Consider the following 13,597-nt stretch of genomic DNA (forward strand, 5'->3'; position numbering starts at 1 on the left):
TCCCGCCGGCGTCAACCTCAACCGGCCGGCAGGCGACGCGTCGCATGGATGCCGGCACTTCGCCAGGTCTTGCGGTGGCCTCGCACGAAAGCCGCCGGAGGCACCCAAACCGGCTCTCAAAACGCTTTGACGTTAAGTTAACCGGCGACCAAACCGGCAGATAGTCCTTGACCGGTCTCGTTTTTTGGCCTTGTCTCACATGCGGGAAGGGAGGTGCCGTTCGCGTTCTGGCTGTGGCCGGAGCACGCGGTAAGTCGGCGCTCAAGCCCAAAGCAACTTGAGCAACCATGAGGAAAAACGATGACAAAAACTGTACTCACAGGTGTCCTGGGAGCCGCCGTGCTTGCGCTCGGCGCGTCGACCGCATCGGCGGCAACGCTCGATGATGTCAAGGCCAAGGGCTTCGTGCAGTGCGGCGTGAGCCAGGGTCTGCCGGGGTTTTCCAACCCTGACGCCGATGGCGAATGGAGCGGCATGGATGTCGATCTGTGCCGGGGCATCGCCGCGGCGATCTTCGGCGACGCCACCGCTGTGAAGTTCACGCCGCTGTCGGCCAAGGAGCGTTTCACCGCGCTGCAGTCGGGCGAAGTCGATGTTCTGTCGCGCAACACGACCTGGACGATGAGCCGCGACACGCAGCTCGGCCTGAACTTCGCCGGCGTCAACTATTATGACGGCCAGGGCTTCATGATCCGCACGGACATGAACATCAATTCGGCGCTCGAACTGTCCGGTGCCTCGATCTGCACCAACACGGGCACGACGACCGAGCTGAACGTGGCCGACTATTTCCGTGCCAACAACATGGAGTACGAGCTGGTCGCCTTCGAAAAGGCCGATGAGGTCGTCGCCGCCTATGACGCCGGACGCTGCGACGTCTACACGACCGACCAGTCGGGCCTTTATGCGCAGCGCCTCAAGCTGACCGATCCCGGCGCCCACAAGGTTCTGCCGGAAATCATCTCCAAGGAGCCGCTCGGTCCGGTTGTCCGTCAGGGCGACGACCAGTGGTTCAACATCGTCAAGTGGGTACATTTCGCAACGCTGAACGCCGAGGAACTCGGTGTGACGATGGCCAATGTCGAGGAGATGAAGGAAAGCGACAATCCGTCGATCCGCCGCCTTCTCGGCACCGAGGGCGAGTTCGGCAGCGATATCGGTCTCGAAAACGACTGGGCCGCCAAGGCCATCGCCGCCGTCGGCAATTACGGCGAGATCTTCGACCGCAACGTCGGCCCGGACACCGAACTGGCGATCGGACGCGGCGTGAACGCACTGTGGTCGCAGGGCGGCCTGCAATACGCACCGCCGATCCGCTGAAGACCGGCTGAAAAAGGGCCCGGGCGGCATTCCGCCCGGGCACGTCCAGACGGCACGCACCAGCGGGATACGTCACGATCGTGACAGTGTGATCCCTGGGCCGCGTGGTCGATGGCGCCCGTTCAGGTCCCGACCGGTACCGACGACAAGAGCAAGGCAGGAGGTCGAATGGCTGTCACGGATATGGGGCGCGGGGTCGCCGATGCACCGCCCAAGGTGGCGCTGCTCAACAATCCCAAGTTTCGCAGCTGGCTGTTCCAGATCCTTTTGGGCGTGGCGGTCGCCTATCTCGTCTACTCGGGCTGGGTGAACATGAACGCCAACCTGCAGGCGGCCGGCGTCGCCTCGGGCTTCGGGTTCCTTGGCGAAAATGCCGGCTTCTCCGTTGCGCAGTCGCTGATCGACTATGACCAGGGCACATCATCCTATGGACGGGTCTATGTCGTTGGCGTCCTGAACACGCTCATCGTCGCCGTCGTCGGGATCGTTTTCGCGACCGTCATGGGCTTCCTGCTCGGCATCGCCCGGCTCTCCAACAACTGGATCGTCAGCCGCCTTGCCACCTCCTATGTCGAATTTGCCCGCAACGTCCCGCTGCTGCTGCAGATCTTCATCTGGTATTTCGGCGTCTTGCGGCTTCTGCCACAGCCGCGCGACAGCCTCGATTTCGGCCCGCTCGGCCTTCTGAACATTCGCGGCTATTTCGCGCCCAAGCCCGTCTGGGGCGATGGCTCGGCGTTCGTCCTTTACGCGCTCATCGCCGGCATCGTCATCGCGATCGGCGTATCGCGCTGGTCGTACCGGCGCCAGATGGCGACCGGTCAGCGCTTTCCGTCGCTCTGGGTCGGTCTTGGCGCCGCTGTCGGTCTTCCGCTTGTCGTGTTTCTTGCGCTTGGCGCGCCGCTCACCTGGGACATGCCTGTCCTGGGCGGGTTCCGGCCATCGGGCGGCATGACGGTCATCCCCGAATTCATCGCGCTGCTCGTCGCGCTGTCGACCTACACGGCCGCCTTTATCGCCGAGATCGTGCGCGCGGGCATTCTCGGCGTCAGCAAGGGACAGTCCGAGGCTGCCCACGCACTGGGACTGCGGCAGGGGCAGAACCTGCGGCTTGTCGTCATCCCGCAGGCGCTGCGGATCATCATTCCGCCGCTCACCAGCCAATATCTCAACCTGACCAAGAATTCGTCGCTCGCGGTCGCGATCGCCTATCCCGAGCTGACGTCCGTGTTTGCCGGAACGGCACTGAACCAGACCGGTCAGGCGGTCGAGATCATCTCGATCACCATGCTGACCTATCTGACCTTCTCGCTGCTGACCTCGGCATTCATGAACTGGTACAATGCGCGCGTGGCGCTGGTGGAGCGCTGATATGATCGATCGAACCAATGTCACCGCTCCGCCCGAGAACGTCGGTCCCGCAACGGCGTTCGTCCGCGGCAAGATGCTGGCCGAGCAGGCCGCCCCTTCCGTCAGTCGCGGCCCCGTCGGCTGGATGCGCGAGCACCTGTTTCCGAGCGTCCCACAGACAATCCTCACGCTGGTCTGTATCTATGTGCTCTATCTGATCGTTCCGCCGATCGCCAATTTCATGGTCTTCGATGCCGTCTGGTCGGGTACCGACCGGACCGCATGCGCGACCGAGGCGCAGGGCGGCGTTCAGCCCAATGGATGGTTCGGCGCGTGCTGGGCCTATGTCGGCGCCTACATGAACCAGTTCATCTATGGCCGCTATCCGGACGAGGAGCAGTGGCGTGTGAACATCGTCTGGCTGATGTTCTTCGGTGGGCTGATCCCGCTCCTGATGCCGTCGCTTCCGTTCAAGCGCGAGAACATCGCCTTCATGGTGCTGGCCTTCCCGGTGATCACGCTGATCCTGCTGACCGGCGGCAATTTCGATGTAATTGGCACCTATCTGCCGCTTGCCATCCTCACCGTGCTGGCGCTGGCAGTGGCCTACGGCTTTGCCAGGGGATCGCAATCCGACCCGATGCCGGGGCTGAAGGCCACGGCGGTCATATTCGCCAGCCTGTTCGTGATCGTCGCGGTGCTCGGCATCGACTTCGGCCTCGAACGGGTGCGGACCGACGTCTGGGGCGGACTGCTCGTGACGATGGTGATTGCCGTCACCGGCATCGCCGCATCGCTGCCGATCGGCATCGCGCTGGCGCTAGGGCGCCGGTCCGACATGCCGATCGTCCGCTTCATCTGCATCGTCTTCATCGAGTTCTGGCGCGGCGTGCCGCTGATCACCGTCCTGTTCATGTCCTCGGTCATGCTGCCGCTGTTCCTGCCCGAGGGCGTGACCTTCGACAAGTTGCTCAGGGCGCTGATCGGCGTGGCGCTGTTCTCGTCGGCCTACATGGCCGAGGTGGTGCGCGGCGGGCTTCAGGCGCTGCCCAAGGGCCAGTATGAGGGCGCGATGGCGCTCGGTCTCAACTGGGGCCAGATGATGCGCATGATCATCCTGCCGCAGGCGCTCAAGCTGGTCATTCCCGGCATCGTCAATACCTTCATCGGCCTGTTCAAGGACACCACGCTGGTGCTGATCATCGGACTGTTCGACTTCCTTGGCATCATCCGGTCTTCGACGAGCGATGCGACGTGGGCGACGCCGGTACAGAGCATTACCGGTCTGATCTTCGCCTCGATCATCTATTTCATCTTCTGTTTCGGCATGTCCCGCTACTCCATGTACATGGAGCAGCGTCTCGACACGTCACACCGCAGCTAGGAGCCGCCTTCATGAGCGCAAACGCCGTCAAACCCGATGAAATCCATGTCGACCGGTCCAGGATGCAGGTGTCGGAGACCGATGTCGCCGTCGAGATCAACGACATGCACAAATGGTATGGCGAATTCCATGTCCTGCGCGACATCAATCTGAAGGTGATGCGCGGTGAGCGGATCGTCATTTGCGGCCCGTCCGGCTCGGGCAAGTCGACGCTCATCCGCTGCATCAATCGCCTGGAAGAACACCAGAAGGGCCAGATCGTCGTCGACGGGATCGAACTGACCAACGATCTGAAGAAGATCGACGAGGTGCGCCGCGAGGTCGGCATGGTGTTCCAGCACTTCAACCTGTTCCCGCATCTGACGATTCTCGAGAACTGCACGCTGGCGCCGATCTGGGTGCGCAAGATGCCCAAGAAGGAAGCCGAGGAGCGGGCAATGCATTTCCTGACGCGGGTCAAGATCCCCGAGCAGGCCCAGAAATATCCCGGCCAGCTCTCGGGCGGCCAGCAACAGCGCGTGGCGATCGCGCGCTCTCTGTGCATGAACCCGCGCATCATGCTGTTCGACGAGCCGACATCGGCGCTCGATCCGGAGATGATCAAGGAGGTGCTGGACACGATGGTCGGCCTTGCAGAGGAAGGCATGACCATGCTGTGCGTCACCCACGAGATGGGCTTCGCCCGCCAGGTGGCAAACCGCGTCATCTTCATGGACCAGGGCCAGATCGTCGAGCAGAACGAGCCCGATCCATTCTTCGACAATCCGCAGCACGAGCGGACAAAGGAATTCCTCAGCCAGATCCTGCACTGATCCGCGCGCAAGGCCGCCGGGCCGATGCGCCGCCTTGCCGCCGTCCTTGCGATCGTCCTCGCGCTGCCGGCACTCGCGCTCATGGCGGGCGCCGTACCGTTCCCCGCATCTGTGCCTGCCGGCGGCCCCGTGACGGCGGAGCAGCGCCACCGCATCTACGTCCTGTCGAACGGCTTTCATGCCGGCATCGCGCTGCCAGCCGATGCGATGCTGGCCGATGTTGATGGCGAGCGCGGGATCATGGCCGCGATCGGGCTCGATGAAGCCCATCACCCGGTCGATCCGGACGCCGTGCGGTACTGGCTGTTCGGCTGGGGGTCGCGCACCGCCTACACCAGCCTGCGCGAGGTGCGCGACCTGACAGTCGGCATCGCCGCTCGGGCACTCGCATTCGACGAAGCGGTGATGCATGTCCAGCCCCTCGGCGATCTCGGCACGCCGCGTCCGGGACTTTATGCAATCGAGGTGACCGAAGACCAGCTTGCCATGCTGACCGGTTCGATCGCCCCGTGGTTTGCGGCCCATGAACCCTTTGCAGGCATCAGCCAGGGGTTCGGCGACCGGTTCTTTGCCGGTCATGGCCGTTTTTCGCCGTGGCACAGTTGTAATGCCTGGGCCGGACGGCGCCTGCGCGACGCGGGGATCGGCGTCGGACACTGGACACCGTTGGCGCAGACGCTGGAGTTCGGGCTGGCGCGCGTGGCCGTCGGTCAGGCGCGATAGCCGTAGAGCCAGTCGAGATCGGCGCGAAAGGCGCTCGCCGGCCGCAGCCTGAAACCGAGATTGCGGGCGAGGCGCCCGATGCCGGCCTGATGATAGGTGAAGCGGTTGAAGGCGGTGCGCTGGGCGACGCGGCGGACCCGTTCGGCCCGTGCGGCGTGAAAGGCCTTGAAGGCGTTGGTGAAATCGGTGCCTGCGTCGGCGATCGCCTTGGCGAGAACCTGCCCGTCCTCGATCGCCATCGCCGCGCCCTGCGCCGCGAACGGTTCCATTCCGTGTGCCGCATCGCCCAACAGGCAAATGCGGTCCGAGTGCCACTGGCCGTGCGGATCGACCGAATAAAGCGGCCATGCGGTCCACTCGGCATGATCGTTCAGATCGCCATAGGGTGTGTGGTCGAGCTTCTCGAATAGGTGTTCGAGCGTGTCGAGATCGATGCTTTCCGACCAGCTCGTCTTGCCGGTCGTTCCGCGAATGACGGCGACGAGATTGCGCGTTTCGGCGTTGCGCACCGGATAGGTGACCAGATGGGCATGCGGCGCCATCCAGGCAACCACCGCATTGGCCTGCGCTCCGGCCGGGGCGGGCACCACGGCGCGCATGGCGATGCGGCCCGTCGGCTGCGGCGTGCCTGCGCCGGCCACGGCATGCCGCAGGATCGACCAGATGCCGTCGGCGCCGATCACCGCCGGCGCGTTGAGTTCGGCACGGTCGCCGCCATGGGCCGCCGTTACCGTCACCGCATCGTCGCCTTCGGCCACGTCGACGATCCGGTGGCCGGCCAGCAGCGTGATCGAGGGGTGTGCCATTGCGGCATTGTAAAGAACGCCATGGAGCAGCGCCCGGTGGGCGGTCAGATAGGTGCCATCGTCGGCGCCGTCGCGGTTCACATCGAGGCTGAGCACGATCCGCCCGCTGACCGCATCGCCGAGGCAGATACGGTCGGGCACCGATGCCTTCTTCTTCAGTTCGTCCAGAACGCCAAGCGAATCGAGCACATGGCAGGCATTGGGCGGAACCTGCAGGCCGGCGCCGATCTCCGAGGGCGCTTCGAACGCTTCAACGATCGTCACCGCGCGACCGCGCTGCGCAAGGCCGAGGGCCGCGGTCAGCCCGCCAATGCCGGCACCCGCCACGAGAATGCCATCGAGCGCGTCGCCCATGTTCGCCATCGCCGGTTCCGCGCGTCAGGCTGCGTCGGCGGCAATGTCGAACGCGCAGCCCGCCGGCTCTGTCTGCCCCGCAGAAAGGCTGGCATCGTGCACATACAGCGTCGAGCAATAGGGGCAGACAATGTCATTGTCGTCGCCCATGTCGAGGAAGACGTGCGGGTGATCGTAAGGCGGCGTTGCGCCCACGCACATGAATTCCTTGACGCCGATCGCGATGCGGGGGTGCCCGGCATCATTGTGGAAATGGGGCGTTTTGCCACCGGCCATTGCGGGTCTCCGGTCTTGTGCCTCGGGATTGCGGCAAGGCGCAGCCCTTTCGCTGCACTGCAGAACTTGGTAGCCAGTCGCGCGGCGAATTTCCACCCGTCTTTCGCTCAATTGTCGATCGGTTGCGCAAGGAAGCCCTATGCCCCGTTTTCACAATGACGGTCTTGACCTCGCCTTTTTCGACGAAGGCCCGCGCGACGGCACGCCGGTGCTGCTGGTGCACGGCTTTGCGTCGAATAGAGCCGTCAACTGGATCGGTCCGGGCTGGGTCGAGACATTGACCGGCGCCGGCTATCGCGCGGTCGCGCTCGACAATCGCGGCCATGGCGACAGCGACAAGCCGCACGACACCGAGGCCTATACGCCGCAGAAAATGGCGGGCGACGCAATCGCGCTGCTCGATCATCTGGGCATCGGTGCGGCGCATCTGTTCGGCTATTCGATGGGCGCGCGCATCTGCGCGTTCGCCGCGCTCGATCATCCGGGCCGCGTGCGGCGCCTCATCTTCGGCGGTTTGGGCATCGGCATGGTCGAGGGCGTCGGAGACTGGGACCCCATCGCCGATGCGCTGCTCGCGCCGTCGCTTGACGATGTCACGCACGAACGCGGCCGCATGTTCCGCGCCTTTGCCGATGAGACCGGCAGCGACCGGCTGGCGCTGGCCGCCTGCATCCAATCGTCGCGAACGCTTCTGACGCCCGACGAGATGGGCGCGATCGCCGCGCCGACGCTGATCGGCGTCGGCACGAAGGACGACATTGCCGGCGCGCCGCAGCCGCTGGCCGACATGATGCCGGACGCCCGTGCTCTCGACATCGAACGCCGGGATCACATGCTCGCGGTCGGCGATCCGGCGTTCAAGCGAGCGGTTCACGCGTTCCTGGGCGAGGCCGGCGCGTCTTGAACCCGGCGCCGGCGGTTCCAAATGTGAGGGTTCTGGGCTAGGTTTGGCACCGACAATCGGCTTGGGAGAGCATCCATGTCCCGCGAAGCACCGCGCAATCAGGCGCCGGCGGTCAACCCCGTCGATCCGATCTGGCACCGCATCCGGCAGGAAGCTGCGGCGGCGGCGGACAGCGATCCGGCGATCGCGACCTTCTTCTTCACCAACGTGCTCAACCAGCCCGGTCTCGAACAGGCGGTCACGCACCGCATCGCCGAGCGGCTGGATCATCCCGATCTGCCGGCCGACCTTATCCGGCAGGCTTTCGATGCCATGCTGTCGGCGAACACCGATTTCGCCGAAGCGGTGCGGATCGATCTGCAGGCGGTGCATGACCGCGACCCGGCCTGCACGCGGCTGATCGAGCCCATGCTCTATTTCAAGGGCTTTCACGCCATCCAGACCCATCGCCTGGCCCATTGGCTGTGGAACGGCGGCCGCCGCGATTTTGCGCTCTATCTGCAGAGCCGTTCGTCCTCCGTGTTCCAGACCGACATCAATCCGGCCGCGCGCATCGGCAAGGGCATCTTCCTCGATCATGCCACCGGCCTGGTGGTCGGCGAGACGGCGACCATCGGCGACGATGTGTCGATCCTGCACTCGGTCACCCTGGGCGGAACCGGCAAGGAAGGCTCGGACCGCCATCCCAAGATCGGCCACGGCGTGTTGATCGGCGCGGGCGCAAAAATCCTCGGCAACATCAAGGTCGGCCATTGCTCCAAGGTGGCGGCCGGGTCGGTCGTCTTGTCGGACATTCCGCCGTGCAAGACGGTCGCGGGCGTGCCGGCCAAGGTCGTCGGCGAAAGCGGCTGCGCCGAACCCTCCCGCGCCATGGACCAGATGCTGGATTAGCGCCGGACCGGCGCCGGGATTTGCCGCCACCCCTTGAACGGCGCCGTACGGCGTGTATGTCAGGGCCAGCCGGCGGCAAAAGCCGGACACTCGAATCGATCCGGAGGCCTCCTTGAAAGCCAGCGAACTCGAACAGCTCACCGCCTATTTCCGGCGCACCTTCGGCAATGCCTCGCTGGCGGTGAAGGCGCGCCCCAAGCTGAGCGATTCGGCGGAACTCTATCTGGGCGAGGAGTTTCTGGGCATCATCTCGCGCATCGAGGATGAGGGCGAGGTCTCCTACGATTTGTCCATGTCGATCCTGGACATCGATCTGGAAGAATAGCGTTCCGGCCTATTCGGCGCGCACCTGAAGTCCGTGGAGAAACGCATCCAGCTCGGAGCGGAACCGCGCCCAGTCCGCAAGGAAATGGGCCGGAAAACGGATGCGCGCCTCAAGCGTCTCGCCGAAGAACAGGTCGGTCTCGCACGCCAGAAGCAGCGGCGTCGCGCCCGCCGCCGGTTCGTTGCAGCGGGCGATGAAGGCAGGCAGCGCCCCGCCATTGGCGGACGGCGCGAAATAGAGCGTTTCATCGACATAGCCGTGCGCCGGGTCGAGGCGTAAGGCGGTCAGTCCGTGGAGCGGGCGCGGCGCGGCGGATGCATCGGCGGCCTTTCCGTAGACCAATTCGAGCCGTCCGGCCATGTCGAGCAGCCATTGCCGCTTGGCGACCGAAATCAGGACGGTCTGTGTCGTTTCGGGATCGGTGTCCGAAAATGCGTCGGCATGGCTGAGGCGATAGCCCGCGCGTTCCGGCCAATAGAGCCGCAGATCGACACGGCCGGTCACGCCCGGAACGCGCTGGGCCTCGTGCCGGATCATGTTTTCGGGCACGTCCAGGACATCGTTGCCGATGACCAGCTGAATCGGTTCGGGCGATGTGCTCATGCTCGATTGCAGCAGACGCGAGCCATAAAAATGGCCGGCAACGACCATAATGGCGGACAAGCCCGCAATGACGGCCAGAACCCGGAAAGCGGTCCATGCGGCGGCGGGCAGGCCGTTTGCGGCCGGATGGGGCGACGGTGAGGCGGCAGCTGTGTCATAGGCCGGTGTCATGGCGGGTCGGTGTCCGTATATGGCGCGCGGATCTTGGCATCGGAATTGCACTCACTGGAGCGGGACAGGGTTAATTCCCGGTTAAGAGTGGGTGAGGGCGATGGTGTTGTGGATCGTTGTGGTGGGCTTCGCGGTGGCGCTGAGCACGTTTTTTCTTCTCGAGGCGGCGCTTGATGGCCAGCCCGCTTTCGATGAGGCGACGGTCTTGCGTCTCGGGATCGCGCCATCGGTCTTGTTTTTCGCCCTGTGCGGACCGGTGATGATTGTCCGGGCCGGGCTTTCGCCCAATCGAAGGGGTCGGCGGTCGCGCTGGCCGCTGACGGCCCTCGTCGCGGCGGGCGCATGGGCCGGCCTTGTCGGAATCGTCGCGGTGGAAACGGGCCGGCTGATCGCCGTCGCCTGATTGAAGCGGGCCGGTTTCTCTGTCAAAGCATGCTGCAACATCGCTTGAGCAGGGGACGGACATGGCCATTTACGCGTTGGACGGAGTTTCGCCGCGGTACTTCGGTGCGGGGCCGGCATTCGTCGCCGACGATGCTCATGTGATCGGTCAGATCAATCTGCACGAGGATTGCAGCGTCTGGTTCGGCTGCGTGCTGCGTGGCGACAATGAGCCGGTGACCATCGGCGCCCGCACCAATGTGCAGGAGCACACGGTCATGCACACCGACATGGGCTTTCCGCTTGTGGTCGGCGAGGGGTGCACGATCGGCCATCGCGCCATGCTGCATGGCTGCACCATCGGCAACAACAGTCTGATCGGCATCGGCGCGATTGTCCTCAACGGTGCGGTGATCGGCAACAATTGCCTGGTCGGCGCCGGCGCGCTGGTCACCGAAGGAAAAGAGTTTCCCGACAATTCGCTGATCATCGGATCGCCGGCGCGCGTCGCGCGGACGCTGGACGATGCGGCGGTTGCGATGCTCACGGCTTCGGCCGAGCATTATGTCGACAATGCGCGCCGCTTCGCGACCGGCTTGTCCGAATCCACTTGATCACAACTCGCCTGCGGTCCTCAGAAACGAAAAAGAGCCGGCTCTCTTGCGAGAGCCGGCTCCGGCCCGGTCTGGGGGACGGGTGGGTGGGGACTTGACCGGGCAGTCTCGGTTTACTGTGCCTGTGAGAGCCTCGTGCGGCTGTCACGGATGGTTTCCCAACGGCCCGCGTGACGTGTGCTCTGCCGTTTGAGATAGGTGTAGGGCGTGTCGCGCCAGTCGGCGATTTCACCGACCAGATTGTCGAGGATGAAGTCGCCCCGGTCGGTGCGCACCGTCAGAACGGCATGCCCCTCGCCATTGGGTTGGCGCACCACGGTGATCAAAAGGTTTGAGGGGTGAAACCCGCGCTGCATCAGCGCGTTGCGCTTGGCCAGAACGAAATCCTCGCAGTCACCGACTTCGCTCGGATAGGACCAAAGCTCTTCGCGGCCCCAGATCTGCATGTCTGTGCGCGGCTGGACCGTGGTGTTGAAATGATTGTTCACCTCGATCATCTGCGCCCAGCCCTTGCGGTCGAGCGTGTGCGGCGCTGCTTCCGAAATCGGTCGGCATTCGGCCGGATCGCGCTGACAGAACTCGTAATGGCCGATCGGCTGCGTCGTCCGGCCCGCGGTCGGCATGGTCACCGCATGGGCGCCCATGGTTGCCGTGAACAGAAGCGAGCCGGCCAGCGATGCGGTTGCCGCCATCCGGCGCCGAATCTGGCGCGGCAATGCTGCCTGTCCATCGCTTCGGCAATTGTCTGTCGAGTCTATTGTCTGCTTGGGCGCAGTCTTTGTATAAGTCATGTGTCCGTCTCCCTTGTACGGACAACATGACAAAAACAAATCTACACGAGACCAACATCGGTATGTGTATTCAAATCAAAACTATGCGAAAACTATGCAGTATTTCATTAAAGCAAGAATAGAATAAATATTAAATGAGAGACGTATTCGCCTAAAAATGGTTCAGCGACGGGGACAAACGCTTAACCACACCATTGCCGATGAATGAGACGCATGAAACCGGCCCGCCAGCCGGCGGCCGACCGGTCAACAAAAAACCCGCCTTGCGGCGGGTCCGGTCTGTCAGCTTTCTGGAAGCGGCGGGACCGCTTGGTCAGCCCAGATATTGGGAGAGCGATTCGGGCCGCTGGACGAAGGCGAACTCGACCGCGATGCCCTCGTCGAAGTGGCGCACGACCGAACCGCGCATGCCGCCAAGGCTGACCAGTGTTCCGATGGCCGGACGGACCGCGATGGAGACGGCGGCGCCGGACAGGGACAGATCGATGATGCGGCAGCGATATTGGCGCCCGTCGGCAAGTGTCAGGATGGAGGCGGGGTTCTTCGGCATGACGCGCTCGTGGCGCCGGTCTTCGGGCAGGTCCAACTCGTGCTTGTTGGCCAGCCAGATGAGCTGGGCCGCCAGCTTTTCGCGCTTGCGCGGCGATGTGGTCAGATCCACCGCAAAACCGCCATCGAACGAACGCACCACATGGCCTTCGACGCGGCCGATATGGTCGATGTAAGCGACCACGCGCTCGCCGTCGCGCGCATGCGCCTCGGTGTAGAGCGTTGCCGTGGCCGGAGACATGTCGAGAATCTGGCACGGATGCTCGGAGCGGTCCTGCAGCATGAACCGGCCGTGCAGATTGACCTTCACCCGCTGAAAGGCACGGCGATTCGGTCCGGTATCGCGTGGTTCGGCAGCGACGGCGCTGAGCATGAACGGGCTTCCGTAAGGCAAGTGGAACTGTTCCGACCTTAGGCGAGCGCTGGTTAACAAGCGGTAAGAATCCGCCTTCGCGAATTTTTGGGGGGCACCCGTTCGAGCCATGGTTTCCGGACGATGAAGCGGTTCACCGGCGGTCATCTCCGGTGCGGCCGCCATCGATCAGGTGCAGGGCCGGGCGTTCACGCTGAACAATTGCGGCCGCGCGGTTGCCGTCGATCACACGCAGCAGCCTGCGTGGGGCGCTCGGCCGGCCGTCGCTGCGCCGCCGCGCGAGCGGTATCGCCGGCCGGTTGGCAAGGTTGAACAGCGGCCGGTCCGGATCGATCAGCCGCACGCCGGTCACGCGGGCCGGCCCGAGCGGAAACGCGCCCAGCCAGAACGGTTGGCCGCATGGATGGATGGCGCCCAGGACCCGCGAGGGTTCGCCGGCCAGCGGCAACAGCACCATTTCCATGTCCAGCAGGCGTTCCGGGTCGGCCTTCGCGGTCAGATCCAAGATCGCGACGGCGCTTTCGCTGCGAACGGCATCCACCACCCGCTGCGCCAGCATCCGGTCGTCACGGCCGAACAGCGCGCCGAAGGCATGGCCGGTCAGTTCGTGTCCGAACGCGGAGCCGAGCCACGTGCCGGCGAGACGAAACCGGCCAGGGACATCGCCGGCGTCGAGAATGAAGAGATGGGCAAGCGAGCGACCGAGCGCGGCCGGAGCGATGTCCGAACGCGCCGGCGCGGCGTGCTGGCCGCGCAGTTCGTTCCAGTACTCGTAGACCCTTTGTGTTCCGTTCTGGTGCATCTGCTTCATCCCGCCGCCTTGCGAAGCATCGAACCCGTGTCAGGATGACACGGTGTTTCACCTCGCATTGCCCCTGCGCAGAACGATGCAAGCGACGGGCCAGCTCGCGGCGGAGGGCCCGGTCGCCATTAACCCTAAAGGGGATCTCGGCTTGTGGAGGCTGCGTTA

16 protein-coding genes are annotated in these 13,597 nt (G+C 64.3%); 10 read left to right on the top strand and 6 right to left on the bottom strand.

Going from position 1 to position 13,597, the window contains the following annotated elements:
• The first annotated feature begins 300 nt into the window (after nt 1-300).
• The 5 genes from DEM25_RS01820 to DEM25_RS01840 all read left to right on the top strand — a co-directional run bounded on the left by DEM25_RS01820 (nt 301) and on the right by DEM25_RS01840 (nt 5,589).
• Nucleotides 301-1,320, top strand: coding sequence for an amino acid ABC transporter substrate-binding protein (locus tag DEM25_RS01820; RefSeq protein WP_109767942.1), 1,020 nt, complete (start codon nt 301-303; stop codon nt 1,318-1,320).
• A 168-nt stretch (nt 1,321-1,488) separates the two neighbouring features.
• Entirely contained in the window at nt 1,489-2,691 is a 1,203-nt protein-coding gene (locus DEM25_RS01825) for an amino acid ABC transporter permease (RefSeq protein ID WP_196780239.1), read from the top strand.
• Between the two features lies 1 nt (nt 2,692).
• Entirely contained in the window at nt 2,693-4,054 is a 1,362-nt protein-coding gene (locus DEM25_RS01830) for an amino acid ABC transporter permease (RefSeq protein ID WP_245412724.1), read from the top strand.
• 11 nt (nt 4,055-4,065) lie between these two features.
• Entirely contained in the window at nt 4,066-4,866 is an 801-nt protein-coding gene (locus DEM25_RS01835; protein ID WP_109767941.1) for an amino acid ABC transporter ATP-binding protein, read from the top strand.
• A 24-nt stretch (nt 4,867-4,890) separates the two neighbouring features.
• Complete coding sequence (locus tag DEM25_RS01840) at nt 4,891-5,589, top strand: DUF2459 domain-containing protein (RefSeq protein ID WP_109767940.1); 699 nt, start codon at nt 4,891-4,893, stop codon at nt 5,587-5,589.
• On the opposite strand, the gene DEM25_RS01845 is transcribed toward DEM25_RS01840, so the two are convergent.
• Together DEM25_RS01845 and DEM25_RS01850 are read right to left on the bottom strand one after the other, a co-directional pair.
• Nucleotides 5,577-6,758, bottom strand: coding sequence for an FAD-dependent monooxygenase (locus DEM25_RS01845; protein ID WP_109767939.1), 1,182 nt, complete (start codon nt 6,756-6,758; stop codon nt 5,577-5,579). The two genes, DEM25_RS01840 and DEM25_RS01845, sit on opposite strands and share 13 nt — an antisense overlap.
• Before the next feature lie 15 nt (nt 6,759-6,773).
• Nucleotides 6,774-7,025 (bottom strand): zinc-finger domain-containing protein, encoded by a 252-nt coding sequence (locus tag DEM25_RS01850; RefSeq protein ID WP_109767938.1) that lies wholly within the window; start codon nt 7,023-7,025, stop codon nt 6,774-6,776.
• A 139-nt stretch (nt 7,026-7,164) separates the two neighbouring features.
• Here DEM25_RS01850 and DEM25_RS01855 point away from each other — a divergent pair, with 139 nt between their 5' ends.
• The 3 genes from DEM25_RS01855 to DEM25_RS01865 all read left to right on the top strand — a co-directional run bounded on the left by DEM25_RS01855 (nt 7,165) and on the right by DEM25_RS01865 (nt 9,145).
• Nucleotides 7,165-7,929, top strand: a complete 765-nt coding sequence (locus tag DEM25_RS01855) for an alpha/beta fold hydrolase (protein ID WP_109767937.1) — start codon at nt 7,165-7,167, stop codon at nt 7,927-7,929.
• A gap of 75 nt (nt 7,930-8,004) precedes the next feature.
• The gene (gene cysE / locus DEM25_RS01860; protein ID WP_109767936.1) at nt 8,005-8,820 is read left to right on the top strand and encodes a serine O-acetyltransferase; all 816 of its coding nucleotides are present in this window, start codon (nt 8,005-8,007) and stop codon (nt 8,818-8,820) included.
• 112 nt (nt 8,821-8,932) lie between these two features.
• Nucleotides 8,933-9,145 (top strand): DUF3126 family protein, encoded by a 213-nt coding sequence (locus tag DEM25_RS01865; protein ID WP_109768033.1) that lies wholly within the window; start codon nt 8,933-8,935, stop codon nt 9,143-9,145.
• A gap of 9 nt (nt 9,146-9,154) precedes the next feature.
• Here DEM25_RS01865 and DEM25_RS01870 read toward each other — a convergent pair whose 3' ends face one another.
• Nucleotides 9,155-9,919, bottom strand: a complete 765-nt coding sequence (locus DEM25_RS01870) for a hypothetical protein (protein ID WP_109767935.1) — start codon at nt 9,917-9,919, stop codon at nt 9,155-9,157.
• A 100-nt stretch (nt 9,920-10,019) separates the two neighbouring features.
• Between DEM25_RS01870 and DEM25_RS01875 the strand changes: the two genes are divergently transcribed.
• Nucleotides 10,020-10,322 carry a DUF6949 family protein gene (locus DEM25_RS01875; RefSeq protein ID WP_109767934.1) on the top strand — a complete coding sequence of 101 codons (303 nt, stop codon included), beginning with the start codon at nt 10,020-10,022 and terminating at the stop codon, nt 10,320-10,322.
• A 61-nt stretch (nt 10,323-10,383) separates the two neighbouring features.
• Nucleotides 10,384-10,914: a gamma carbonic anhydrase family protein gene (locus DEM25_RS01880; protein WP_109767933.1), complete on the top strand. Its 531-nt coding sequence runs from the start codon at nt 10,384-10,386 to the stop codon at nt 10,912-10,914.
• A 113-nt stretch (nt 10,915-11,027) separates the two neighbouring features.
• Here the strand turns inward: DEM25_RS01880 and DEM25_RS01885 are convergent, their stop codons facing one another.
• From DEM25_RS01885 to DEM25_RS01895, 3 genes are all read right to left on the bottom strand, one after another.
• On the bottom strand, nt 11,028-11,606 hold the full coding sequence (locus DEM25_RS01885; protein ID WP_109768032.1) for a transglutaminase-like cysteine peptidase: 579 nt from the start codon (nt 11,604-11,606) through the stop codon (nt 11,028-11,030).
• A gap of 412 nt (nt 11,607-12,018) precedes the next feature.
• Nucleotides 12,019-12,627, bottom strand: coding sequence for a PilZ domain-containing protein (locus DEM25_RS01890; RefSeq protein WP_109767932.1), 609 nt, complete (start codon nt 12,625-12,627; stop codon nt 12,019-12,021).
• Between the two features lie 133 nt (nt 12,628-12,760).
• Nucleotides 12,761-13,429 carry a PAS domain-containing protein gene (locus DEM25_RS01895; RefSeq protein WP_158585137.1) on the bottom strand — a complete coding sequence of 223 codons (669 nt, stop codon included), beginning with the start codon at nt 13,427-13,429 and terminating at the stop codon, nt 12,761-12,763.
• Between the last annotated feature and the right edge of the window lie 168 nt (nt 13,430-13,597).

Origin of the sequence: Oceaniradius stylonematis, from assembly GCF_003149475.2 — a bacterium.
Taxonomy (GTDB): Bacteria; Pseudomonadota; Alphaproteobacteria; order Rhizobiales; family Rhizobiaceae; genus Roseitalea; species Roseitalea stylonematis.